The following is a 26,041-nucleotide window of genomic DNA, read 5'->3' on the forward strand; positions in this document are numbered from 1 at the left end:
CGAAGCGATCGCATCTGTCTATAAATGTCATTTACTTATACCCGAACGATTCGTTTTCAGGATACCGACGCCGCCGGTGTTGTCTACTTTGCCAATGTCTTGGCAATGTGTCACGAAGCTTATGAAGAATCGCTAGTGGCGTCGGATATCAATCTCAAGTTGTTTTTCAGCAACCCGAATGTTGCGATTCCCATCGTTCATGCCAGTGCAGATTTTTACCGTCCAATGTTTTGCGGCGATAAGGTGCTTATTCAGTTAACTCCTCAACATCTGTCACTTGAAAAATTTGAAGTGAATTACCAATTTGTTGCGGCGGAACGGGTAGTCGCGAAGGCAATTACTCGGCACATTTGCATCGATCTAAGTAGCAGAAGTAGAAAAGAAATTCCGGCGGAAATGATTCGATGGCTTCAGCAATGGAAGGAAGAAGAACGAACCGCAGAGGCGCAGAGGACGCAGAGGGAGGAGTGAGGAGAGAGGAAGAGGTTTATCTATCTGTGGATTTGTTAGGTGGGGAGATTTGCAGCTTTTCTATAGCAATTTTTTGTAGCTGTTCGCGGTTTACTTTTCCCTGAGCATTTCTCGGTAATGTTTCTACTGGCACCCAATATTTAGGGCGCTTAAATTTGCTCAATTTATCTTCAATTGCTATTTGCAGAGTATTAGTAGAAATGTCTGATTTACTGGGAGCATAAACGGCTGTTACGACTTGTCCCCAATGAGAGTCAGCTAAACCAATTACGCAGACATCAGTAACTAAACCTGTAGCTCGAATTGCGGCTTCTACTTCAGAGGGGAAGACGTTTTCGCCACCCGTGATAATTTTGTTACTGCTACGATCTACTATATTTAAGTTACCCCTTTCGTCAATAAAACCTAAGTCATCTACTTGAAAAGGCTGTTGATTAGGAAAAATCTTGGGATAGTAACCTAGTGCCAAAGAATCAGATTTAATGGTAACATTTCCTGTTTGGTTAATGTCTAATATCTCGCTGTTAGGACTGCAAATTGTCACTTTGGCATGGGGGAGAATATGACCGCAATTGTTAGTACCGTTGAGAAAATATTCTGGTTTGAGGGTGGCAATTTGTGAGGCGGTTTCTGTCATGCCATAGGTGGTTGCTAACCGAATGCTGTGGCGTCTCGCCTCTTCTAGAAGTTCTATCCATGTGGGGGCACCTCCCAAAAGCACTGTCTGAAAGCGGGATAGCCAGGCGGTTAACTCTGGATTTTGTAGGAGACGTTGCAGTTGAGTGGGTACTAAAGATAGAAAAAATTCAGATGGATTAATATAACATTTTTCACCCACTTCTAATTCTTTAAAGGGCACAATTGCTAATTTACCCCCAGAGGTGAAGGAGCGCATAAATTGCATTAAACCGCTGACATGATAGAGGGGCAAAACGCAATAAGAATTAACTTGATTTATTTGGAAATACTCTCTAAAACCTTGTACGGATGCCATTAAGGTTTCCCAAGTGTGGATGGCAAATCGAATCTGTCCTGATGAACCTCCAGTGGGAATCATAATCCAGTTGTTGATAGTTGTAGAGACGCGATAACCCTTGTCTCTACAAGATGGGGAGGTTAAAGGATAAGGACAATCTCCCCAAATTAGGTCTGGTTGGACTAATTCAAAAACTTGTTGCCATTCGTGTTTAACCCAGTTGGGATTACAAAGAAAAACTGGGCAACCAGCGGCACAGGCAGCGATGAAGCTGGCAATAAATTGTATCGGTTCTCGCTCTGCCAGTAATATTTTTGGTTTATTTTCAGAGTTCGCAAGCTGGGTTAATTGATTAAATAATTGCTCGGCAATGTAAATAAATTTGTGGCTGTCGTAACCAATCAGCCAATCATCGTTAGCACGTTTTTTAAGATAGTCTAGCGGCGATTTCATAAGTTCTCAAATCACATTTCTTCATCTTGGTCAAACCAGTGGTTGATGCCAAAACCAACTGCTCGATTGTGACGGGATAATTCTGCTGCTAGGTTCAATGCTGCCTGTCTACCAATAGCGGTTTCAAAGACGGAGGAGAAGACGGCATCAATTTCATGTTGTTGGCAAAATTGGCGCAAACGGGATGGAGAACCGGCGATGCACGGCTTAATGACAAAAATTCCCCGCCAACCGTCACGGTATGCAGCTGCCATCTGGTCAATTGTAGCGACGGATTCATCTAAGGCGATCGCAGTGGCGTAGCACATACTTAATTCCGCCATCCCCTGAAATTGAGTTACAGACAGCGGTTGTTCGAGAAATTCAATTTCTACAGGCAATTCCTCCGCCTTAACATTGTCGCAAGTCCACAGCCACAAGTTTGCATCCTCGTAACTGAGTCCCCCATTCGCATCTAGTCGCAGTTTTGCCGATGCTGGCAGTGTTTGGGTAAGTAGTTGGAAAATTTTTAGTTCATCCGCAATTGGGTAAACGCCAATTTTCCATTTAAAGGTGCGATATCCTTGGTTCCAAAGCGTCTGCCATTGACTTAAGGCAGCTTTCCCAGCGGGTAATAAGCCGCTGTAGCAAATAGAGTTGGCGAATGAATTCGCGGCTAAACAAACGAAGTCCGCCTTCGCGGACTGTAGAGACGCAAAATTTCGCGTCACGACAAATAGATTTGAAACCTGCCCTTCGCTTTGCTCAAGGCTAAACTCCGGCAGGTTTCGTTCGTATAGCCGCGACTTTAGTCGGCAAGTATCTTCCCAAGCGGACTCGAAGCCAAATTGACAGGCGGGAAGGGCAATTGGGATGGAGAAAATCGTCTCAGCGGTAATTTCCTCCAGCAGCTGGCGACAAAATGACAGTGCTTGATCCAAGGTTTCGGAACCAAACCAGCTCAGGGGGGCAATTTCACCCCAGCCGACTTGCCCATTCTCATCGGTGAGGCGGAGGATGATGCCCTCTCGAATGTCCCAGTTGCCGTGACTGGTAGAGAGCGATCGCACAAATCTCCGCCGGTAAGGACGAAACTCAAACCGATATTGCATCAGCTACAGTGGCAGTACAAACCCCAATCCCAACAGCAGTCCACTCCAAAAATGTAGGGCTACCGCGATGAATTTACAGTTACTGACTTTCTCAGGTTGATCGTGATTTTGGAGGACGTGGCGGCATAATTTGATGGCAAAGGGCAAACTCGCAAAGGTTAGCAACGTCCAAACGGGAAAAATTTGCAAAACTACAAATAACCCGGTCAGCGCATAAATGCTGCCGCCAAACCAAGACAACAACTGCGATCCTGTCTTAGTGCCCACTCGGACGATGGGCGATCGCTTCCCAGCTGCCAAATCGTCCGCAACTTGGTGAAAATGGGAGCAAAACAAAATTAAACTGGTGGCAATCCCTACAATAATAGACGCTGCGAGGCTAGTCATCGACCATGCGCCGGTTTGACTATAATAAGCCGCCGCTACTGCTAGGGGGCCAAAGCAAATAAAGCAGATAATTTCCCCCAAACCCTGGTAGCCTAAGCGAAAGGGAGGCCCCTGATAGCTGTAGCCCAACGCACAGCTCAGGAGTACCAATCCGATAACTGTGAGGTCTTGTTGCCACCATGCGATCGCGAATATTCCCAGTATACCCAGCCCTAAAAACAGATTTGCTAGCCAAAAAATTAAAGATTTGTTACCTGTCAATTTAACCAGAGAGTGGGCTTTGTTCTTATCAATACCCGTTTCCGAATCAAACACATCATTGCTGAGATTCAGCCATGCAATAATCAAAATTGCTGACATTAAAAATGTAGAAAATATTGCTCCATGAAGCACTTGAGTTTCAGCAAAAGCAACAGCGGTTCCCACCCAAATCGGAATAATGGCAACGCTGTACATGGGCGGCTTAATTGCTGCCATCCAAAGTCCGGGGTCACTGATGTTTGCCCCTCCACTATTGGGATGATTAATCAATTTTGTATCCATTAGTCTCAATCTATGCTATTGCCAAGAAACTACCAAATTTTACAACCCTAAAGCCGTGATAGGATATTTGCTACAGACTTTGTTACAAGCCCCTGATTAGGGTGGCAAAGGTTTCCAGTGTCGTCCTCACCTATTGAAGACTACCCTATCTCAAGTCTTAAGCAGGTTCTTTCAAAACTAGCTGCTCGTCATGACCTCCCTCATATTAGGATCGGTCAAATCACACATTGTATCTAAACATTGTAGATTTAGATATAGCGGTTCTCGGTTATGTGAGGTACATTCTCAAAACTGGAAAGCTTGATGATAGTAAATTTTTGCGAACCTCACTCGTGTAAGAACCGCTATACAATGTTTAAGGGTTTTTTAAATCTAATCAATGAAGATACCCATGCGGTAATCATCCTGAAGTTTAAAATTAAGGAATCATTAAAAATATGACGACTACCTTGAAACTAGGCGAAAGCCATAGGTTAGAAATCCAACATAGCAAGCAACGCATTGGAATTAAATCTAAATTCGTAGGCTTAGCTTTGTTAATAAAAAAATATCCGGGAATCAGTAAGAGTTTAAATAATTTACTGAGTAGCCAAATGAACATTTTATTAATCTAAAAATTGAGATGATGCGTCGAAAATAGGGTATTTAGGTATACCTGGTCTTCCAAGAAATTGGGCTAATCAGTTGTATTAATATCAAATTGCCAACCTATCCTCGCTTCCATGCTAGTCACACCCTATCGTACTAATCTTTTTCAAGACACTTACGAGCTGCATCAGTTTCTTTTAGCCTTTAAGCAGACCGCTGTACAAAAAAAACAGACACAGATCCTCAGTATTTCTCAAGAAATTCCAGCAGTCGATCCGCTGGTTGTACTTCAGGCGATCGCTAGACCAGACCAATTACACTTTTACTTTGAAAAACCAGCACAAGGAGAAGCGATCGCTGCCATCGACACCGCAGCTGCGCTAAAACTAGAAAGCCCCAATCGGTTTTACAAATCCCAGGAGTTTATTCAATCTTGCCTTGCCAATACCACGAGTATTGGTGAACTTAATTTACCTTTTTCGGGCGCTCATTTTTTCTGCGCTTTTACATTTTTTAATAAAAACCTAGAATCGGATTCTCCTTTTCCATCTGCCACCGTATTCTTACCCCGATGGCAAATCGCTCTAAAAAATCAGACTGCGGTAGTAGTCGCAAATATTCCTATTGATTCGGAGATAAATGTTCAAGATTTAACCGAAAGCTTATGGCGTACATTTCAGGCAATAAGAGTTACTGGTTTGGAAAGGTTTCATAGTGCATCTTTTCTAGATATAGCAATTGATGCCAGAAAACTATTTAAAAAACAAGATGTTGCAGATGTAAACCATTTTAAATCATCCGTGGTCAAGGCTTTATCATCAATTCAGGCAGAAAAAATTCATAAAATTGTTTTGGCTCACGCCCTTGATGTTATTTCCCCGATTCCTTTCCAGTTAATTCCCTCAGTCAATCATTTACGAACTCGCCATCCTGATTGCAATATTTTTTCCACCAGTAACGGCAAGGGACAAAGTTTTATCGGTGCCAGTCCCGAACGTTTAATTAGTATTCATAACCATGAATTAGTAACTGATGCTCTGGCAGGTTCAGCACCCAGAGGGAAAATTTCTAGTGAAGATGGCGAATTAGCGAATCGGTTACTAACAAGTGAAAAAGAAAGACGCGAACATCGAGTAGTTATTGATTTTATTCGCGATCGTCTCTCCCAGCTAGGTTTAAATCCTCAAATATTGTCCCAGCCGCAGCTATTGAAACTCTTAAATATTCAGCATTTATGGACACCCATTCAGGCGAAAGTACCGGCAGGCGTTCAGCCCTTAGAAATTCTGGCTGAACTCCATCCGACACCAGCAGTTGCTGGTGTCCCCAGCGAGAGTGCCCAGAAAGAAATTCGCCGCTATGAAACCTTCAACAGGTCATTATATGCCGCGCCCCTCGGTTGGGTAGATCACCGAGGAAACAGTGAATTTGTTGTGGGAATCCGCTCAGCACTCATAGATGGCTGTCGTGCCAGACTCTATGCTGGTGCCGGTATCGTTGCTGGTTCCGATCCAGACAAAGAATTAGCAGAAATTCAACTTAAACTCCAAGCACTTCTAAAAGCCTTAGTCTAGCCGAAACCTCTCTCTTCTCTCTCTCTTTCTTCCTTTGCGTCCTTAGCGTCTTTGCGGTTCATTATTCTTAAATGCCCGTTGATTTTCGTAACACCAACTCCCTCTGGGCTTCAATCCTAACCGAAACATTAAAACGACTAGGATTAACCACAGCTATTATTTGCCCTGGTTCCCGTTCAACACCCCTTACGGTTGCTTTCGCTCAAACTGATGAGATAGAAGCCATTCCTGTTTTAGATGAACGATCCGCTGCATTTTTCGCTTTAGGTATTGCGAAAAAATCAGGATTGCCAGTGGCGTTAGTTTGCACTTCTGGAACTGCCGGGGCGAATTTTTACCCAGCCGTAATTGAAGCCAGGGAAAGCCGAATCCCGCTTTTATTATTAACAGCCGATCGCCCCCCAGAATTGCGAGATTGTCATTCTGGACAGACGATCGATCAGGTGAAATTATTTGGCAATTATCCCAACTGGCAAGCCGAGTTAGCGTTGCCTTCTCTAGATATGGGAATGCTAGGTTATCTACGGCAAACTGCGATCTATGCGTGGGAGCAATGCGCTGGGAGCGCTACCGCTTCGCTACCACTTTTTCCGACTCCAGGTCCCGTTCATCTTAACATCCCCTTCCGCGACCCTCTCGCCCCAATTCCAGACGGTGCTGTAGAGACGGGAAATAGTGCGTCTCTACTAGAAGAAGATTTCTTTGCAAATTGTCAGCCATCAGTAGCAACTTTCAACCTGCAACCTACCACTTTCAACACCATACACGAGTGGCGGCAATGCGACAAAGGAATTATTATCGCTGGGACTGCACAACCCAAATTACCGGAAGAGTATGCGATCGCGATCGCGCACCTCTCCAAATCTTTAAAATGGCCTGTATTAGCTGAGGCGCTATCTCCATTAAGAAACTATCACCAACTGAACCCTTATTTAATTTCCACCTATGACTTAATCCTGCGTAATCAGCAGTTGGCACAAAAGTTGATACCAAAAATTGCCCTCCAAATAGGTGAATTACCCACCAGTAAAGAACTGCGAAACTGGCTGGAATCAACACAGCCTAGACGATGGGTAATTGACCCCAGCCACCACAATTTAGATCCATTGCACGGCAAGACAACGCACCTGCGAATCTCTGTAGAACAGCTATCTCAAACCTACCCAAATGAACTTGTAGAGACGCAAGCGATCGCGTCTTATCTCAACAGTTGGTGTGAAGCCGAATCAAAGGTGAGGAAAGCCATCGATCAAACAATGGCAAAAATGAACGTACTTTTTGAAGGAAAAGCCGCTTGGTTACTTTCTCAGACACTGCCACCCGGCACCCCACTATTTATTGCCAATAGTATGCCGGTGCGAGATGTAGAGTTTTTCTGGGCACCCAACAATTCTCGAATTCAGCCCTTTTTTAACCGGGGCGCGAATGGCATTGATGGCACCTTATCGACTGCTTTGGGAATCGCCCATCGCCATCAAAGCACTGTGATGCTGACGGGTGACTTAGCTTTATTGCACGATACTAACGGCTTTTTACTGAGAAATAAATTTATAGGGCATTTGACAATAATTTTGATTAACAACAATGGCGGCGGCATCTTTGAAATGTTGCCGATTTCCAAATTTAACCCGCCCTTTGAAGAATTTTTTGCCACACCGCAGGATATAAATTTTGCTCAGCTTTGTGCCACTTACAATGTAGAGCATGAATTGATGACTTCTTGGGAACATCTGAGGCAACGATTAAATCCATTGCCATCTCAGGGAATCCGGGTTTTGGAGTTGCCAACCAATCGCAAGGCAGATGCCAAGTGGCGTCAGGAGAATTTAGGAAAATTGGCAGTCGATATCCTATAAAATCCGTTAATTGTTGCGAATTATAAGCTATATAGCAGTCCTATTTGATTAGTAAAGAATAACGAACCGCAGAGGACGCAGAGAGCGCAGAGAAAGAAAAGAGATTTTAAAATTCACTTAGGATTGCTATATGTTGCAAAGATCGCATATCCTAATCGATCTGCTTTCGGATTGGTTAAAGCGTTATCTGACGATAGCGCATTAAAACTCTCAGATTCGACTTCACAATTACTCTCGGTCTGTGCTATAAGATACCTTTTCTGATTCCTACCGTCATCATGACCCAGCGATCGCTCAAGCCTGCCGTCTTTTGAGGTTCTACCTAGTTACCGTAATTTCAGACACTGCGTTAAAATTCTCAAGCCGAAATACTGCACAACTATCTATGCAAATCAACTGGCAAACCGCCAAAACCTACGAAGACATTCTCTATCACAAAGGCGACGGCATCGCCAAAATCACTATCAATCGTCCGCACAAACGCAACGCTTTCCGTCCCAAAACCGTCTTTGAACTTTACAACGCCTTCTGCGATGCTCGTGAAGATACCAGCATTGGCGTCGTATTATTTACTGGCGCTGGCCCTCACACCGATGGCAAATACGCCTTCTGTTCTGGTGGCGATCAAAGCGTGCGGGGGCAAGCTGGGTATGTAGACGATGACGGTATCCCCCGCCTGAACGTCCTAGATTTACAACGCCTAATTCGTTCCATGCCCAAAGTCGTCATTGCGCTTGTGGCAGGTTACGCCATCGGTGGCGGACACGTCCTGCACCTGATTTGCGACCTCACCATCGCCGCAGATAATGCTATTTTTGGGCAAACTGGCCCTAAAGTCGGCAGCTTCGACGGTGGATTTGGTGCCAGCTATCTCGCCCGGATTGTGGGGCAAAAAAAGGCGCGAGAAATTTGGTTTCTCTGTCGCCAGTACACCGCACAGCAAGCACTAGAAATGGGCTTAGTGAACTGCGTCGTGCCTGTAGAGCAGCTGGAACAAGAAGGCATCGAGTGGGCTAATGAGATTTTAGAAAAAAGCCCGATTGCCATCCGGTGTCTAAAAGCTGCTTTAAACGCCGATTGCGACGGACAAGCTGGTTTGCAAGAACTCGCCGGTAACGCCACCTTGCTTTATTACATGACTGAGGAAGGAGCCGAAGGCAAGCAGGCATTTTTGGAAAAACGTCCACCCGATTTCCGTCAATACCCTTGGCTGCCTTAGTCGTTCGCAAATGGAAAAACCCGGTTTCTGAGAGAAAACGGGTTTGAAGATTCATCTTTTGTAAAAAAATATCTCACAAGGCTCTTAAATCAAAAATCGCACCTTGCCTTAAATAAGGTGCGATTCTAAAGCAAATCTTTATTTTTTTAAAGGTTTAAGCAAGTTGCCTTGATAAACGGCAAGGTAAGCTTCCTACCCTTTATTTTATTCATACGAGCAGTGCTTCTTCTACTGGCTGTTGGGCAGTAGAGAGATTCTCTTCATGGGAGGCAGATTCTTGAGAAGAGTTCAGCGAACATTTGAATGACAGCGCCTCCGGTGTTTTCACCGTTTCATCCTGCCAGCGCATCATTACTTCGAGATGTTCCCAAGAAGGAGCAAATGCTGGAAGTGCTAAAGAACAGGCTCCCCAGCCGCCTCGAACGGGCACGCCGAGTTGCTGACAAAGACCACCACGACGCCCTTCCGGCTTGTAATACCGACAATACCGGCAGGCAGAAGTTACAGTATTTAAGGTCTTCATGGAGTCCTCTTTAGGGGAATTTTTATCTATGCTTTATATTAAAATTCCCGATTAACGGTTGTAGAGTTGGGAATCTTGTAATCTATATTCCCCGTCTATGTTCTAGCGATACCCCAGTAGAAATACTGATTTAGATTTTCTTTAGCTTTTTGTAATAGATAGATACATGAAGCATTAAAAACAGACACATCTATCTATAGTATACAATCTCATGAACAATGCTATTTTTTAACAAAACCCTATGGGGATCAAGATAAATATTACAGGTATCCGTTCCAGAAAAAAATAAATTTAGCTCCTTAATTCAGTTTTTTATCTCTTGATTTAAAGGAAAAACTTTGCATTTCTCGACTAAATCGAGATTTTTGCTCCGAAAATCCTCTGAGTCAGCCTTAGTAGGGCAATCAAAATCATTACATTCTCTGTAAGTATTTCGGAAGTAAGCACGTCAGAGTACGGACGAAGCAATCGGGAAATAGATTGATGCCATAAATCCAGGGCATTGCCACAGAAGCTCCGCCCTAGAAGACTTCCGTACAGAAGGCTACGCAGGAGTCTAAGTTACAAGATGTAACGGAGAGGAAACAGGCATCTGTTACATACGCTACAAAACAACTTTAGATTCCGATTTTGATGAGGAGCTAAGTAGATACACCTAAATAAATTCAAGCGATGCAGATGATTCGTGGGGTTTGAGGGGGTGCCACCACACAAAGCAAGCATTTCTCGCAACCTACTACCAATCCCTGTTTCGGCTTAATTGCACCGAATCTACTCAAAGTTAGCCTTTCCATTGCCTGACAACACACAGGGCACACACAGCCCAGCGCTGGAGTTCTCCTGGAGGGGTGGGACACTGGCACTGGGGACAAAGCGGTGAATGTTGCGATCGCTCCCGCACTCCCTCCGCCCAACGTTGAAAAGCTTGGTGGGGTTCTTTCAGTTCCACCTTCTGGCTCAACGACGGTGAAGATGTCGCCTCAACAACTCGACTGGGATGCTCTTGCCACGCCACAGATTGTTCCTGTGCATACCAGGAACGACTAGAACCAGACTTCTTCTGCCACTGAGCCGTCGAAAAGCGAATATCAACCAAATTGCTACCTAGATGAGCATTCAACTTTTGCAAGATCCGCTGACGCTCAAAAGTCAGAGTTTGTGCCCAAGCAGCGCTAGAGGTGGCAACCGACAAAACGCCCCTCGATATGGAAATCGGTCGCGTCTGAGCTTGCACCGCCACTCCCACCACCGAAGACCAACACTTGAGCAACTGTTGAAATTCTTGGCTAGCCTGCCACGCCGCCTGATTTTCGATAGCCCCTAAGATATGATTAAGAGATTTAAAAGACATCCTACAAATCCCCAGCTAAATGGCAGAACGATCGGTCTTCATGCTCGATCGTACCCAAAACCAAGACAGCAGATTCGGGTTACGGTTGCCTTGAAGCAGAAAACAGCGTGTAATAAAGAGATCCGTCAGCTTCCCAAGATTCGTCAGTAGCTAAAGCTATGAGTCAAGGTCATTCGGTTGAATCTTCTACTCGCTCCTCCCCCGCCCAGCCCATCAACCCAGCCTTGCAGGCGGCTCTGGGCAGCCTCGACGTGCAGCTAGAAGAAGAATTATCACGATACCGACGCGAACGAGGGGGACGTGGGGCGTCGCCTGCCCCCCGCATGAATCACGATCGGGTTCGCCACAAACCCATCGACTTAATTTCCGTGAGTGCTACGGGCGGCAGGAATCAATCAGCCGCCCCAGCGCAGCCGCCCTCCGCCCCACCGCCACCGCCGCCAGCCAGCGTTCCACCACAGGCAGAAAATCTGGAAGGCAAGGGAGTTGAGACAACCATTCAGAATGAAACATGGTATACACCGCCCGCACCCGCGTCATCTTTTGACTTATCGGCTCCCTCGGCGGAACTAGCGACCGTCGCCATGCCGCCCCACGAGCCAGCTTGGCATCCAGAACCAGCCGCAAATCCACCGGAGTTTGTCAATCCAACTTCAACGCACGTCCCTCCAAATGACTATCTGGAATCTTCCGAACAACTTCTGCGAAGTTTGGTAGAAGAAGAGGCGTCAACTCCTCGGCGCTCAGAACGCAGTTTTCTGGATAGCCTGCTGACTCCCCTAGGGGTTGGTTCCTTGTTGTTATTGCTATTTTCAACTGCCACCTTGGGCTATCTGGTGACTAATCCTGGCAGCCTCAGTTATCTGGGTTTAGATCGCTTCGGGGAGTCAGGCACGCCCACCGTTGCTCAAAGTCCAACTCCGGCAACAACTCCAACCACCAATGCCCCAGCAGCCGGATCTGAGCCTAGCGGCCCAAACCTGGCAACTGACGAATTTGTGGACGTAAATTTGGATACCCTGAGTACCTTGCCATCTTCCAGTCCAGCTCCGAGATCCAATGTGGCAGGCTTACCTAAAACCCAAGTAGCGGTGCCAACAATTGCCCCGCTACCCAGTTCATCTACCCCCGGAAACTCCTCGCCTGGGCTGCCCTTAGCAAGGCAATCTGGCTCGGTGCCGCTCCCAGGGCTGCCGCCAGCCGCGACAGTGCCAGTTAAACCCGCTAGTCCTCTGCCAGGATTGCCGCAACGGCTCCCCTCTGTACAACCGAGTTTGAAACCCTCCCCGACGGCAACTCCCGCGCCGAATCCGCAGGGCTTCTATTATGTGTTTGTAAAATACGATGGCGAAAGCTCCTTGCAACAGGCGCGAAAGATTGTTCCCGATGCCTATTTATCACCAGAAGGCACCCAAATTTATCTCGGTGCGTTCAAGAAAGAGTCTCAAGCTCAAACATTGGTGAAAGAGCTTCAGAAACAGGGGATTTCGGCGGCGGTCGATCAGCCTTAAGCTGGAGGTGGTTGAGTTGGAAAGTAACCTAGCATTCTGTTAACGTTGCTACGGGGACTGCGATGCCCGTTGAGGGCGACTGCTTTTCGGGGTTCGTTGCCATCTTCACGATCGAGTGACCCCGCCTTTCCACTAAACCCGTGCGTTGTGAATGGAGAACTGACATGGGATTGATCGACCGCATCTTGCGAGTAATTCGAGCCAACATCAACAGTCTGATTGGACAAGCGGAAGATCCAGAAAAAATCCTGGAAGAAGCGGTCATGGAAATGCAGGAGAATTTGATTCAACTGCGGCAGGCGGTGGCTCAAGCGATCGCTACCCAAAAACGGACTGAGCGACAATGCAGCCAAGCCCAGTCTACCTCCCAAGAATGGTATAATCGCGCCCAACTGGCACTGCAAAAAGGTGACGAAAATTTAGCCCGCCAAGCCCTCACCAAGCGCAAATCCTATCAGGAAACCGCAGAGGCAATGCAGGCGCAGATCGATCAGCACAATCAAGTCGTCGGCAGGCTCAAGCAAGATATGCGATCGCTAGAAAGCAAAATCTCTGAAGCCAAGACGAAAAAAGATATGTACATCGTTCGCGCTCGCTCGGCTCAAGCATCTGCGAAAATTAACGAGATGCTAGGCGGTGTTAATACTGCCAGTTCCCTGACCGCCTTCGAGCGCATGGAAGAGAAAGTCTTGCAACTAGAAGCACAGTCAGAAGCGATCGCTGAACTGGGAAGCGATGACCTGCAAAAGCAATTTCTCTCCCTGGAAGATGCTGGGGATATTGATACCGAATTAGCCACCATGAAAGCTCAGCTGAGCCAAGGCACCGAAGCACCGCAACTGCCGTCTAGTCAGCAGGCACTTGACCCTAGCCAAGATGCCGAATTACAAAAAATCCGATCCCAACTGGAAAGTTCTTGATCTGGAAACTACCGCTTTGGACTAGAAGTTTCTAGACTAGGAAGAAATGTGTTGGGTCTTTAACGATTCCTGAAGGTTGCCCAAGTCACTCTTGCCTAGCGCCCTAGACTAGAAATGGGGTTTGGGACAATTGCCGACTACTGCACCGATGGAAAATCTGACCTCCTAAATTGAACTTGCTCAAGGCTACTCTCAGAGCCTGGAAATACCTACATTAGTACACGCCAAGAGGATAAACAGCGTCATGGGATTATTCGATCGCATTAGCCGAGTCGTCAGAGCCAATCTTAACGATGTGGTCAGCAAGGCTGAAGACCCAGAAAAAATTCTGGAACAGTCCATCATCGATATGCAGGAAGACCTGGTGCAGTTGCGTCAGGCTGTTGCCAGAGCCATTGCCAACCAAAAACGGACTCAGCAACAATACAACCAAGCCCTAACCGAAGCAAACAACTGGCAACAACGCGCCCAGTTGGCTCTGCAAAAAGGCGATGAAAATCTCGCTAAAGAAGCGCTGATACGCAAGAAGACCTACGCTGACACTGCCGCTACCCTAAAACCTAGCTTGGATCAGCAAACCACTCAGGTGGAAACCCTCAAGCGCAACTTGATTGCAGTGGAAAGTAAAATTTCCGAAGCCAAGACCAAGAAAGATATGCTTAAGGCACGGGCACAAAGTGCCAAGGCTCAGGAGCAGCTTCAAGGCGCTGTGGGTCGTTTGAATACCAGCGGCTCAATGGCAGCCTTTGAGCGGATGGAAGAAAAAGTCTTGGAACTAGAAGCTCGTTCTACAGCGGCAGCCGAGCTGACTGGCAATGATTTAGAAAACCAATTTGCCCGATTAGAATCCGGCAACGATGTTGATGACGAATTGGCAGCAATGAAAGCGCAATTAACTGGTTCTTCCACTACGCAAGCCCAACTACCGGCAGCAAACCCAACCACTCCCTCTAAATCTAATTCCGCAGTTGACAGCGAATTAGAAGACCTGAAAAAGCAATTGGATAACCTGTAGGCTCCTGCACTTTTCGATAACTTATCTACGAATCAAAGCTTTGATAGACCGCTCTGCATCCATCTGACACTCGTTGGCGATGAGATTTAGAGGGTCTATCTTGCCATAATTCGCTGACTTAGTTTCAATGACTTTAATTAAGCTAAAAGCCTCAGTTGAAGATTTTATGATAATTTTTCGCTTGCTGGCGTGCGTTTGAGTAATTAAACATAAGCTAATTCAAAAAATAGACTTCAAACTACTTGAAATAAGAAAATACAGATACAACTGTCCGGATTACAGCTCTGAATAAAGCTTTTGTACTCATCAAGTCCGATCGCAAATTTCCTTGATGAACCACCATTCCCAACGAACCGTCTGAGGTACTGTATTACAATCAGAAAGGCGTAAACCTTGGTTGCTTTCCTGCCTACTCGCAACGGTTTTGAATACTGTGTTGAGTGGGTTAAGCAATGATATAAATGTCAATCGGGGGTGACATGAGCAGCACAATCTCAATTAATGATGCAGACTTTGAAACAGAAGTATTGAAAGCGACTCAGCCAGTATTAGTGTACTTCTGGGCGTCTTGGTGCGGCCCTTGCCGTCTCGTAGCGCCAGCCGTGCAAGCCGCTGCGGAAACTTATGGCGATCGCCTCAAGGTCGTGAAGATGGAAGTCGATCCCAATCCCGACACCGTAGCCAAATACAAAGTGGAAGGCGTTCCAGCTCTGAAGCTGTTTAAGGACACTCAGATTATTGAATCTTATGAGGGAGCGATTGGGAAGCAGAAATTAATGAGTATTCTGGAAACTCACCTGTAAACAGTCAGTAGTCATTAGTCATTCGTCATCGATCGGTGAGAGACAAAAAACACCGGACAACAGACTAAGGACTAGCGACTAAGGACTAAGGACTAAAGACTAAATATGCAGTTCGCCAAGCGTTTACAACCCCTGCAAACCAATGTGTTTGCCGATATGGATCGGGCAAAGGCAAAAGCCAGGACAGCGGGACAAAACATCATCGATCTGTCGCTGGGTTCTTCCGATTTACCAACGTCGGATCGGGTTATCGACGCGATCGCCCAATCTTTATCTGACCCCAAAACCCACGGCTACTTGCTGTTTCACGGCACTCAAGCTTTTCGCCAAGCTGCCGCTCGCTGGTACACTCAGAAATACGGGATTCCGGTTGACCCGGAAACCGAGGTGCTGTCCCTGATTGGTTCCCAGGAAGGCACCGCTCATTTACCCTTGGCGGTACTGAATCCAGGGGATTTTGCCTTACTGCTTGACCCTGGTTATCCATCCCATGCTGGGGGAGTTTACCTAGCCAGCGGTCAAATTTACCCGATGCCAATACGGGCAGAAAATGGGTTTTTGCCCGTGTTTGAGGAGATACCATTGCCGGTTTTGGCTCAGTCACGGATGATGATATTGAGCTATCCTCACAACCCCACAACCGCGATCGCGCCCTTATCTTTTTTCCAGACAGCGGTTGATTTTTGCCAGCGTCATCATCTAGTGCTGGTTCACGATTTTCCCTACGCCGATCTGGTATTTGAAGACGTTGCAGTTCCCTCAATTTTACAAGCCGACCCCGAAAAAAGCGTCTCGATTGAGTTTTTTACTTTATCTAAGTCTTACAACATGGGCGGCTTTCGCATCGGCTACGCGATTGGGAATGCAAATCTGATCCGCGCCTTGCGCCAGGTGAAAGCGGCAGTTGATTTCAACCAATACCAAGGAATTTTGAATGGAGCGATCGCTGCCCTGAGTGGCTCTCAAGAGGGCGTTAAGGCGGCAGTTGAAACTTTTCGCCAACGCCGGGATGCCTTTGTCAAAGCGCTTCACAGAATTGGCTGGGAGGTTCCCACCCCATCTGCCACCATGTATGTTTGGGCTAAATTGCCAGAACCGTGGGCACAAAACTCCATCGGCTTTTGCACCCATCTGGTAGAAACCACTGGCGTTGCTGCCTCACCCGGTGCCGGTTTTGGTAAATCTGGAGAAGGATATGTACGGTTTGCGCTGGTACACGATCCAGGTGTATTGGAAATGGCGGTTGAAAAGATATCCCCGGTAATGCATCAGTGAAAATACCGGCGATCGCTGCCTAAAATGGCTCTAAGTCTTAACTTGTACCTGACCAGATTAGGACTTACGCAGAGATCCCCCTTGCATCCCCCGATAAATTGGGGGACTTTTCCGGTTCCCCCCTTTTTAAGGGGGGCTAGGGGGGATCAAGGTTTGAAGGTTTCAGTGCGTAAGTCCTAAAGATATTAACGCCTGCTCCTCAGGGCCAAGTAAATGGTCAAATTAAATGCACAACAGCTGATTAGCTTCGCCTCAAAAAGAGAGCGGAGCTATTTTTTTGAAGCATTCAACATAACCGTAAATCTACAGTCAGTTCATTGAATTCTCCGTAAATTTCTCAAAATAATAAACAACTGGAAGCGCAAAACCCAGTTAGAAGCAGTAAGTATTTAGGAATTTAAGGCAGCCTAGATTCAAATAGATGGTTTGTCGTCAGTCGTCAGCCGGATCAGAAAGCGGTGGCAACTAACGGACAGAGGTAAGCGATCGCCTCTGTAACAACTAAAGACTGGCAATGCCACTAAAGGTTAGGCAGCTTCTAAATGCCGAATAGCTTAGGACTCCTAGAAACTACTCTTGACAGAATTTTTATTTTAGATGTCCTTCCTAAATTTAGGCTTATGTCTGCTATTCCCCTGTATTCTTACGGTCAGTATACGGAAAAATAAAATTGTTTTTTGCATTCAAGCTTTACTCAAATTTTACTAAAAATCATCAAAACTTTACCGATTGAAACTGGTTATTTGACTATATTAAATACAGACAGGTAAATAACCAGACCAAGCTAAAAAGACAGGCTATTTATCATTGCCCCTGCCTATTTAGAACTGTTAAACCCGATCTAAAACTGACCGCGCCCTAGCTACTGTGCGCGTTATCAAGCAAAACTCATCTAGACAGAAAACTTGTGGAGACACACAAAATGACAGGTACTATCAAGAAAATTTTGCTCAGCGCTTCAGTGTTGGCAAGCCTCAGTGCGATCGCTAGCGCCCCAGCATCCGCTGCATCCATCAAAAATGCTACCGTTACTGGAGCTGCACCCTATCTAACCTACGATGCCGACGCTACAAACACGTTCCAGGTAAACAATACCCCCGGCACTTGGGTTAATGAGCAAAAAGTTCTAGGCGGAAATAGCGCTAACCCAACTGGAAACATCGAGCTATTTTCCAATAGTGAAACCCTCAGCAACTCCGCATACGCAAGCTACACTGGCGTCACCAGTTTACAAGGCACCATCGGCGGCAAGAGCATTACCCTCAGCAGTCTCACCTCATCTGACTGGAATACCGATGTTGGTGGCACAACTTTGGCTCAGAAATGGTTGAATGATTTAATCGTTGCCAACAATCTCAGCCCCTTGCTTGGAGCAAATACCCAAACTGAGCTTTTAACTGCTTTTGTAGCCGGTGGGGGACTTCAGAGATTTAGCGACCCGAATCTCTCCTACGTCAACCAGGACAATGATGGTACTATCCGCGTTGGGTTAGCTGGTCACTTGAATGGGGCATCTTTAATTCAACAGTCACTTCAACCTGCTCAAGTTCAGATGCAAAGTGCCTACAATACACTTAAATCAAATCGCACTCAGATGCAATCGGCACTGAGTACGGCGCAAATCAGCCTCAATACACTCAAGAATCAATTCCAGGCTGCCTCCTCCGCTCAAAAGCCAGGGATTTTGGCTAAAATCACCACAGTGACAGGTCAAATCAACGCATTGACAGGTCAAATCGCCTTGGTTGACGGACAAATCACAACCCTCTCAGCTAAATTAGATCCCCTGACCGCCTTTATCGCTAAAACGGATCTAGTCATCCAAGCCAGTGAAATCGTTAAGGTTGCCTATAACGGTAGTCCAGCTCAATACCTTTACAACTTTAATGCCACAAACTCTGGACTGGTGGAAAAAGGCGATGGCAAATCTCACACGGGCAACTATGAAGTCACGCTCAAAGGCGAAGTTCCTCCTTCAGAATCAGTTCCCGAACCCTCAGCCATGCTGGGTCTGCTCGGTGTAGGTAGTTTCTTTGCCGTCAAGCGTAAGATGCTGAAAAAAGCCTAAATTCTGTAGTCACTGCTTCATAAAAAACTAGCAGTGTTAATAGTTTGCTAAAGATTGTAAATTTATCGGCACCGTCCAGAGAAAGAGGCGGGCCGATTTTTTCTTTATATAAACATCACAGTAAATTTACGGTAACTTAACCAAATTTACCGTAAATACCACTAAATTATAACAGTTGCAGTAAAAAATAGACAGACATACTGAGGGTGCCAAGAAGTTCAGTACCACCACAAGCGCGAAACCGAAAATATGCCTGACAGTCCGGTTGCGGTGGCTGTACGAAAGCAAAATCCTAGAACTGATAGAGACACCAAAATGTTAGAAAATGTAAAGTTATCAATCGCTATTGCGGGGGCAGCAGTTGTCACTTTGGGCACAATTGGTATGGCTCCTGTTGAGGCAGCCCAATTGACAAAACTCGATTACGTTGGCGAGGTTAGTGGCACTGTTAATTCCTTTTTCGGCGGAATACCTTTCACCGTGGATGTAGACAAGAGCTACATTATCGATAATCTCAGCGGTAGGCTTCAAGATGAAGGAGATTCAGAACTAACCATCGATCATCCTTTCAGTTATTTAGGAGATTATTTTGGTAGCTACTTCAGTAATTATGGTTTCATCAACTCTTTTAGCGGTTTTGGCTCCATCTTCAAGGGTTTAAGCTATAGTCAAACCGATCTTCTTTCTACCTTTAATTTCTCTTACAACAAGATTACCGATATCTTGACTGTAAAAGACTATGAGTTCGATAAGATTAAAGTGTGCTTGAGTGGTACGTGTAATATCTCTGGTGGAGGTTCTGCATTGGGTACTGTTGCGGGAGTTCTACCTGTACCTGTACCTGTTAACGTATCTGTGAATTTCAAGGTTTCCCAGACGGCAACGCCCCTCGACGTACCCGAACCCTCCGCATTGTTGGGTTTAATTGGTTTGGGTGGTTTCTTTGCCGCTAAGCGCAAGTTGCAAAAAGCAGCATAAATTTTGCACCTTCCACAGTCTTAGCCTAAAACAGTCTTAGCCTAAAAAAGTAGGGAGCTATCTGCTCCCTTTTTTTGTTGTAATTTAAGCGTTGCTTGCAAGTCCGGAATGCCCTGAAAGACTATCCAAATCTCGGATGTGTAGGCTCTCAGTTCACGTTCCCCAGCCCTGGTGCAGTTTGCCCTAGTTACTCTCCCTTGAAGGCTAAAGCCGTACGGCATGAACGCGCCTACGCTTACGCTCTACCATTCCCTACGATTTTTCAAGGGTTTCAGGAGTTTTGGATAGTCTTTCAGATAAGTATCCTGCTAATACCCCAGCACGTCTATTTTTAAGTTCGTCTAAACCTGGACTGCGATCTATTGTTAACCGGATGACTTATTAATAAAGTTATAGCTACACTGAGTGGCAATAGATTCGGTTAATGCTCATATCACTTTTAACTATCTTCCAAGGCGGATCTTACAGGATCGGTGAGACTGAACGCTCAAAATCCAACCCGAATTCAGACTTCCGTGCTGAAGCACCTGCTAAGCGAATTTTGCTCGTTGAGGATAACCAAACGAATAGACAGCTGCTAAGTGACTATCTTGGTTATCTGGGATACCAGGTTCTCTCTCTAGCAGAGGGGTCTGGTTTTTTTCAGGCGATGGCTGACTTTCAGCCTCACTTAGTTTTGCTAGACTTAAAGTTACCAGATATTGATGGCTATACCCTACTCCAGCAAATCCAAGAAGGGTCAGACTGGCTCCACATTCCCGTGATAGTCGTTTCCGCCTATGCTTTTCAAGCTGATGAAGAGCGTGCCCTGAGTTTGGGGGCACGTCGGTTCTTTGTAAAACCTGTAAATCTAGTTTCCTTGGGACAAGCAATTGCAGAAGAAATTCGTTAACGCCTTACTAAACTTCTAGGAATTGAATTAACAGTTATTCACTTTTATTTTCGTTAATATATATTTCCACTGTGTGGCTTAGACGTTGCACAGAAGAACTTATTTCCATAACTTGAGATTCTACTTGTGCCAATAACAAAATCACTGTCTGGAGTTGGTTGAGCGTATCATCCATAGCGTTCCGATATTGATTTTCAAACTCTTCCAAATTCATGATTTTAACCAGGTGGGAGGTGACTTAGAAAAAAGTTTTGCTGTAGCAGCATTTTAAAACCAATTTCAAACTAAAAGCTGAAAAATTAACATAATTCGTTATAACTTCATTTAACCTAGTAATGACTTCAAGAAAGCTTAACTAAAATCCGGAAAAAAGTTCAGGTTTAAAAAGAATAAAATGATCCGAATTTTTACTGATTCGTGAATCGAATAAAAATGTTAACTACGAACTTGCACTGATATTTTGAATTAAAAAAAATGTTTATTACGAGATTTTACGAGCTAGCAACCACGTTACTCAGGACTGACGCAAATATCACCACATAGTAAGGGCAACCACAGGGGGATTGAACCCGAAAAAACGCTATATGTATAAGCTTTGCGTAAGTCCTGTTACTGTTTGTTCAAGGGCGTGACCTAAAAATTAACAACTGCTGCTGTCAAGGAGTGTATTAGGATGACAGATCCGCAAACGCTAAGAAATGGGAACGAGTTATCTCCCGCCACAACTCAAGCTGGTTATATCTCGTCTGAAGGAGCGATCGCATCTACAAAAATCCTGCCGCTCCTCAAAGAGCCAGAACGCCTGGAAAGCCGTCTGAAAGAGATTCCACCAGAACCAGGGGTCTATTTTATGAAGGATGTTAGCGATCGCATCCTCTACATTGGCAAGTCGAAAAAATTGCGATCGCGAGTTCGCTCTTATTTCCGCGACTCCCAGAAATTAAGCGACCGCATTATGATGATGGTGCGGCAAATCGCAGAGATTGAATTCATCGTCACCGACACCGAAGCCGAAGCACTGGCGCTAGAAGCCAATCTAGTTAAGCAGCATCAACCCTACTTCAACGTGCTGCTCAAAGATGATAAGAAGTATCCCTACGTCCTGGTTACTTGGTCGGAAGAATATCCCCGCATTTTCATTACTCGCAACCGGCGTCTGGGGAAAGAGAAAGATAAATATTACGGCCCTTTTGTCGATGCAGGTTTGTTGCGAACCACTTTACGAATCGCAAAACGGCTGTTTCCCATCCGTCAGCGTCCGCAACCTTTATTTAAAGACCGTCCTTGTCTAAACTACGATTTAGGGCGGTGTCCAGGCGTATGTCAAAAGTTGATTTCACCCGAAGAATACCGCAAGACAATCCAAAAGATCGCGATGGTTTTCCAAGGACGAGCCGGGGAACTGATTGATATTTTGACGGCGAATATGGAAAAGGCAGCCGAAGAGCTAAACTTTGAGGCAGCAGCTCGGATGCGCGACCAAATTGCCGGGTTAAAGTCTTTGAGTGCAGATCAAAAAGTGTCTCTGCCAGATGATACCGTTTCGCGGGATGCGATCGCTCTCGCTGCTGACGCCCAACACGCCTGCATTCAATTGTTCCAGATGCGTGCGGGAAAACTGGTTGGTCGTTTAGGCTTTGTTGCGGAAGCGCAATCGGGAACGCCGGGAGCCATTTTGCAGCGGGTATTAGAGGAACATTACGCAAATGCCGACTCCGTAGAAATCCCTACGGAAATTCTAGTGCAGCATGAGTTGCCAGAAGGAGAAATGCTCACAGAATTTTTAACTGAACGGAAAGGACGAAAAGTAACGCTACTTGCTCCCCAGCGGCAAACCAAGGCAGAATTGATTGAGATGGTGGAGCGCAACGCCCAGTATGAACTAGCACGGATGCAACGATTGGGCGATCGCAACGAGCAAGCGATGCAGGATTTAGCCACCATTGTTGACCTACCCGACTTACCCCACCGGATTGAAGGCTACGACATCTCCCACATTCAGGGAGCGAATGCTGTGGCGTCTCAGGTAGTCTTCATCGACGCTATACCGGCAAAGCAGCACTATCGCCACTATAAAATAAAAAATCCCACCGTTACTGCCGGTCACTCGGACGACTTTGCCAGTCTTGCGGAAGTTATCCAGCGACGTTTCCGCAAGTATGCCGAAGATCCCCAATTGCAGCGATTCGGAAATCCCGATTGGCCCGATTTAGTAATGATTGACGGCGGTAAAGGTCAGCTTTCATCGGTTGTCGCCGTCTTGCAAGAGATGAATTTAATGGAAGACTTGCGAGTTGTTAGTCTTGCCAAGCAGCGAGAGGAGATTTTCTTACCGGGTGAGTCTTCACCCTTACAGACAGATGCAGAACAACCAGGAGTGCAGTTGTTGCGACGACTGCGGGATGAGGCGCACCGATTTGCAGTCAGTTTCCACCGTCAGCAGCGCAGCGATAAACTGAGGCGATCGCGTTTAGATGAAATCCCAGGATTGGGCTTTCAGCGACAGAAACAACTCTTAGCCCATTTTCGATCCATTGATTATATCCGCGAAGCGACTCCAAAGCAGCTGGCTGAGGCTCCTGGTGTTGGCCCTAAGTTAGCCCAGGAAATCTACAATTATTTTCATCCAGCTTGACCGAAGCCAAAAGCGATTCACCCTGACTTCTATAGCAATGACTTGTGGAATTATCCACCTCTCCTCCTCTCTTACTTCGCGTCCTTGGCGTCCTTGGCGGTTCGTTAAAAAAACATCTTACAAATCAAACAGGATTCCTATAGACAAAATTTAAACCACAGAGGACACAGACAAAGAGGTGAAAACCCCTATCTTAATCAGTCTGTTGATAGTTCTAACGCCCTTAAAAACGCTAGCTGACGAATCACACCCACGTCTATTTCTGAATCAAAGGCGGATCGAACAAATCCGATCGGCAATTCAGGTGCCGCGATCGCATCATCAGCAAGCGTTCAATGCCCTGAAAGCGCGGGTAAACCAGAACAACTGGCACATTTATGATGGCAACCCAAATGACGGCAACTGGAACTATGCCCGTTCGTATCTGGCACGAGAAGCAGCACTGCTGTACTTATTGACAAATGAAAATAAGTATGCACAAATAGCCTACGAAGCCCTCCACCTCATCCACCAAGATCCAGACCCAGATAACCGCCTGCCGGAAGCGCAATATGGGCTATCTAGGGCGACGGTGGGACAAAATTTGGCGATCGCCTATGATTGGGCGTATCGCGGTTGGACGCCACAGCAGCGAGATTACATTAAAGACAAAATTAACATCGCCCTCGATGCTTGGGAGAATTTCCGCCACCCCAACCTCAGTAATCCAGCGATGGCTTCTAACTGGGTGGCAGTCTGTCGGGGTGGGGAACTGGTGATGATGCTGGCAGTGTACGAGGAAGGCAACCGCGCCAACCGATACACTCAGCTCAAACAGTGGCTGAAAACTCACCTAATCAACGCTTACGGTCAGTTGGGTTTAAGTCAGGAAGGGATTGGCTATGACAGTTATGCAGGGATTTTCCTAGTTCCAGCCGTCTATGCCCTCCAGAGTGTTGGGGATGCTGACCTTGACGCCGATTTTGCGGCGCGACATTTCTGGAAATTGGTCATGTACGCCGGTGCATTTATGATAAATGAATCGGGCGATCGCCGCTTTCTTCAATCCGGCGTATCCGGCGCAGGCATCGGTGACGAAGGATGGGCGAGTCTATTACTCAGTTCAGTACCCCCACGCTACTTACCCTTCTACCGCTACTTTTACGATCGACACATGGGGATAGATGCCCCAGGCATTCCAGCAGAGAAATTTGACAAAAACCAGGGAGCAACGATCTGGTCGCTAATATATTACCCAAAAAGCGCCCCTTCCTTTAACCCAACAAGTGTGTTTGCCTCATCTGTGGGGGATGACAAAATCCAGAGGCGACGTGAGAGAAGTCGGCAAGACATTTCCCAAACAATAGCCAGCCGCCAGTTGTCGCAGCCACTTCCCCTTTGCCACGCTTCTAGGAAGAACTACGATAGACTCAACCTGCTGAATCCTGCCTGGGTATGATCTACTGTCTCAATCCCAATTGCCGCGAAGGTCTGAATCCTGACGATTATAAATTTTGCCAAAGTTGTGGCTCTCATCTACTTCTGAGAAACCGCTACCGTATCCTCAAACCGATTGGCGGTGGCGGCTTTGGCAGAACCTATCAGGCAGCAGATACTGACTGTATGGATGCGCCCTGCGTGGTGAAGCAATTTTTACCATCCTCAGAGATTCAAGCCAATCCGAAGGCACTGGAAAAAGCAACGGCAATGTTTAACCAGGAGGCAGTGCGGTTGCTTCAACTGGGAGAACATCCCCAAATTCCCAGACTGCTTGCTTACTTTGAAGAAGATAAGCGCCTGTATCTGGTACAAGAGTTGATTGCGGGACTAACTTTACGTCAAGAATTGGCAACTCAGGGAGCTTTTAGCGAACAAAAGATTAGACAGTTTTTGGCTGAGTTACTGCCAATTCTCAAATTTATTCACGAACGTGGGGTGATTCACCGGGATATCAAGCTAGAGAATATTATGCGTCGTCACCGAAATGGCAAATTAGTCCTGATTGATTTCGGCGTCTCCAAACTGGTGACAGAAACGACGATGGGGAAAGTGGGGACGACGGTCGGTACGGTAGGATATACGCCGATGGAACAAATGCACGGTCACGCCTACCCCGCTAGCGATCTCTACAGTTTGGGAGTCACTTGCGTTTGTCTGTTGACCCAATCTCTTCCTAAATTAGACGGTTCTGATGGTCTTTATGAACCGCTAGAGTGTCGCTGGATGTGGCGAGAGTGTCTGCCAGAAGGCACAACCATTAGTCAAGAGTTAGGGCAAATCTTGGATAAATTGCTTCAGCCTTTACCGAAGGATCGCTATAAAGCTGCTTCGGAGGTGCTGCAAGCCTTCAACTCTACACTTCCTAGACCTTCTGATGTCAGTGTCACGATACCCACGATGACTTCCTCTCCCGTTCGTCTCAGGACATTGGGGATAAATTACAGCAAACTGCGGGATTTACTTGCCGCCAGGAACTGGAAAGAAGCAGATGAGGAAACAAGAATGCTGCTGCTGCAAATTTCCCATCGAGAACCAGAAGGCTGGCTGAGAGTCGAAGATTTTCAAAAGTTTCCCTGCCAACACCTCGGATCGATCGATCGACTCTGGGTAAAGTACAGCGACGGACGCTTTGGCTTTAGTGTCCAGAAGCGCATTTGGGAAGGGGTTGGCGGAAAACCTGACTTTGACTATGCCACTTGGTGTCGTTTTGGCGACCAAGTTGGTTGGCGTGTCAAAGGCAATTGGTTAAACTACTCGGCTCTCACTTTCTCGGAAAATTCTGCCCCATCGGGTCATCTTCCGGCTGGGGGATTAGAAGATACTGGATTGGGTCGCTGGGATTTGGTGTGTTCTTCTCTGGCGGCGAGACTAGCCAAGTGTAAAATTTGCTAATGGCTAATTGCTTGTTGGCTGTTGATTCATTCTTCAATCTT

The 26,041-nt window shown here is 46.3% G+C and carries 20 protein-coding genes; 15 read left to right on the forward strand and 5 right to left on the reverse strand.

The annotated features are described in order from the left end of the window. Positions 1 to 24 precede the first annotated feature (24 nt). Positions 25 to 471, forward strand: coding sequence for an acyl-CoA thioesterase (locus ACFW2W_RS05440; RefSeq protein ID WP_378174365.1), 447 nt, complete (start codon positions 25 to 27; stop codon positions 469 to 471). Positions 472 to 487: 16 nt separating this feature from the next. On the opposite strand, the gene ACFW2W_RS05445 is transcribed toward ACFW2W_RS05440, so the two are convergent. Genes ACFW2W_RS05445 through menA form a run of 3 tightly spaced genes read right to left on the reverse strand, consistent with a single transcriptional unit; the run spans position 488 to position 3,921 of the window. Continuing rightward, the gene (locus ACFW2W_RS05445; protein ID WP_378174368.1) at positions 488 to 1,900 is read right to left on the reverse strand and encodes a 2-succinylbenzoate--CoA ligase; all 1,413 of its coding nucleotides are present in this window, start codon (positions 1,898 to 1,900) and stop codon (positions 488 to 490) included. An 11-nt stretch (positions 1,901 to 1,911) separates the two neighbouring features. Next, positions 1,912 to 2,991 carry an o-succinylbenzoate synthase gene (locus ACFW2W_RS05450; protein WP_378174371.1) on the reverse strand — a complete coding sequence of 360 codons (1,080 nt, stop codon included), beginning with the start codon at positions 2,989 to 2,991 and terminating at the stop codon, positions 1,912 to 1,914. Positions 2,992 to 2,994: 3 nt separating this feature from the next. Beyond that, positions 2,995 to 3,921, reverse strand: coding sequence for a 2-carboxy-1,4-naphthoquinone phytyltransferase (gene menA / locus ACFW2W_RS05455; RefSeq protein ID WP_378174374.1), 927 nt, complete (start codon positions 3,919 to 3,921; stop codon positions 2,995 to 2,997). Between the two features lie 722 nt (positions 3,922 to 4,643). On the opposite strand from menA, the gene ACFW2W_RS05460 reads away from it, so the two are divergent. The 3 genes from ACFW2W_RS05460 to menB all read left to right on the forward strand — a co-directional run bounded on the left by ACFW2W_RS05460 (position 4,644) and on the right by menB (position 9,158). Continuing rightward, complete coding sequence (locus ACFW2W_RS05460; RefSeq protein ID WP_378174377.1) at positions 4,644 to 6,083, forward strand: isochorismate synthase MenF; 1,440 nt, start codon at positions 4,644 to 4,646, stop codon at positions 6,081 to 6,083. A 71-nt stretch (positions 6,084 to 6,154) separates the two neighbouring features. Next, on the forward strand, positions 6,155 to 7,939 hold the full coding sequence (menD, locus tag ACFW2W_RS05465; RefSeq protein ID WP_378174380.1) for a 2-succinyl-5-enolpyruvyl-6-hydroxy-3-cyclohexene-1-carboxylic-acid synthase: 1,785 nt from the start codon (positions 6,155 to 6,157) through the stop codon (positions 7,937 to 7,939). A 385-nt stretch (positions 7,940 to 8,324) separates the two neighbouring features. Further along, the gene (menB, locus tag ACFW2W_RS05470; protein WP_378174383.1) at positions 8,325 to 9,158 is read left to right on the forward strand and encodes a 1,4-dihydroxy-2-naphthoyl-CoA synthase; all 834 of its coding nucleotides are present in this window, start codon (positions 8,325 to 8,327) and stop codon (positions 9,156 to 9,158) included. A 208-nt stretch (positions 9,159 to 9,366) separates the two neighbouring features. On the opposite strand, the gene ACFW2W_RS05475 is transcribed toward menB, so the two are convergent. Both ACFW2W_RS05475 and ACFW2W_RS05480 read right to left on the reverse strand, forming a co-directional pair. Next, the gene (locus ACFW2W_RS05475; RefSeq protein WP_378174386.1) at positions 9,367 to 9,681 is read right to left on the reverse strand and encodes a hypothetical protein; all 315 of its coding nucleotides are present in this window, start codon (positions 9,679 to 9,681) and stop codon (positions 9,367 to 9,369) included. A 781-nt stretch (positions 9,682 to 10,462) separates the two neighbouring features. Further along, on the reverse strand, positions 10,463 to 11,032 hold the full coding sequence (locus tag ACFW2W_RS05480) for a DUF721 domain-containing protein (protein WP_378174389.1): 570 nt from the start codon (positions 11,030 to 11,032) through the stop codon (positions 10,463 to 10,465). Between the two features lie 158 nt (positions 11,033 to 11,190). On the opposite strand from ACFW2W_RS05480, the gene ACFW2W_RS05485 reads away from it, so the two are divergent. The 11 genes from ACFW2W_RS05485 to ACFW2W_RS05535 all read left to right on the forward strand — a co-directional run bounded on the left by ACFW2W_RS05485 (position 11,191) and on the right by ACFW2W_RS05535 (position 26,000). Beyond that, positions 11,191 to 12,543 (forward strand): hypothetical protein, encoded by a 1,353-nt coding sequence (locus tag ACFW2W_RS05485; RefSeq protein ID WP_378174392.1) that lies wholly within the window; start codon positions 11,191 to 11,193, stop codon positions 12,541 to 12,543. Between the two features lie 164 nt (positions 12,544 to 12,707). Beyond that, a complete protein-coding gene (locus ACFW2W_RS05490) occupies positions 12,708 to 13,463 on the forward strand; it encodes a PspA/IM30 family protein (RefSeq protein ID WP_378174395.1) in 756 nt (251 codons plus the stop codon). A gap of 244 nt (positions 13,464 to 13,707) precedes the next feature. Beyond that, on the forward strand, positions 13,708 to 14,478 hold the full coding sequence (locus tag ACFW2W_RS05495) for a PspA/IM30 family protein (RefSeq protein ID WP_378174398.1): 771 nt from the start codon (positions 13,708 to 13,710) through the stop codon (positions 14,476 to 14,478). Between the two features lie 479 nt (positions 14,479 to 14,957). Then, positions 14,958 to 15,281, forward strand: coding sequence for a thioredoxin family protein (locus ACFW2W_RS05500; protein WP_378174401.1), 324 nt, complete (start codon positions 14,958 to 14,960; stop codon positions 15,279 to 15,281). Positions 15,282 to 15,386: 105 nt separating this feature from the next. Then, a complete protein-coding gene (locus ACFW2W_RS05505; RefSeq protein ID WP_378174404.1) occupies positions 15,387 to 16,556 on the forward strand; it encodes an LL-diaminopimelate aminotransferase in 1,170 nt (389 codons plus the stop codon). Between the two features lie 922 nt (positions 16,557 to 17,478). Beyond that, positions 17,479 to 18,624, forward strand: coding sequence for an NF038130 family PEP-CTERM protein (locus tag ACFW2W_RS05510; protein ID WP_378174407.1), 1,146 nt, complete (start codon positions 17,479 to 17,481; stop codon positions 18,622 to 18,624). Positions 18,625 to 18,873: 249 nt separating this feature from the next. Then, positions 18,874 to 19,602, forward strand: a complete 729-nt coding sequence (locus ACFW2W_RS05515; protein ID WP_378174410.1) for a PEP-CTERM sorting domain-containing protein — start codon at positions 18,874 to 18,876, stop codon at positions 19,600 to 19,602. Positions 19,603 to 20,026: 424 nt separating this feature from the next. Continuing rightward, positions 20,027 to 20,494, forward strand: a complete 468-nt coding sequence (locus tag ACFW2W_RS05520) for a response regulator (RefSeq protein WP_378174413.1) — start codon at positions 20,027 to 20,029, stop codon at positions 20,492 to 20,494. 673 nt (positions 20,495 to 21,167) lie between these two features. Further along, positions 21,168 to 23,129 carry an excinuclease ABC subunit UvrC gene (uvrC, locus tag ACFW2W_RS05525; RefSeq protein WP_378174416.1) on the forward strand — a complete coding sequence of 654 codons (1,962 nt, stop codon included), beginning with the start codon at positions 21,168 to 21,170 and terminating at the stop codon, positions 23,127 to 23,129. A gap of 178 nt (positions 23,130 to 23,307) precedes the next feature. Then, positions 23,308 to 24,567, forward strand: coding sequence for a hypothetical protein (locus tag ACFW2W_RS05530; RefSeq protein WP_378174419.1), 1,260 nt, complete (start codon positions 23,308 to 23,310; stop codon positions 24,565 to 24,567). Beyond that, entirely contained in the window at positions 24,564 to 26,000 is a 1,437-nt protein-coding gene (locus tag ACFW2W_RS05535; RefSeq protein WP_378174422.1) for a GUN4 domain-containing protein, read from the forward strand. The genes ACFW2W_RS05530 and ACFW2W_RS05535 overlap by 4 nt, the downstream gene beginning before the upstream one ends. The last annotated feature ends 41 nt before the right edge of the window (positions 26,001 to 26,041 follow it).

Origin of the sequence: Coleofasciculus sp. H7-2 (assembly GCF_042747725.1) — a bacterium.
In the GTDB taxonomy this organism is placed as follows: Bacteria; Cyanobacteriota; Cyanobacteriia; order Cyanobacteriales; family FACHB-T130; genus FACHB-T130.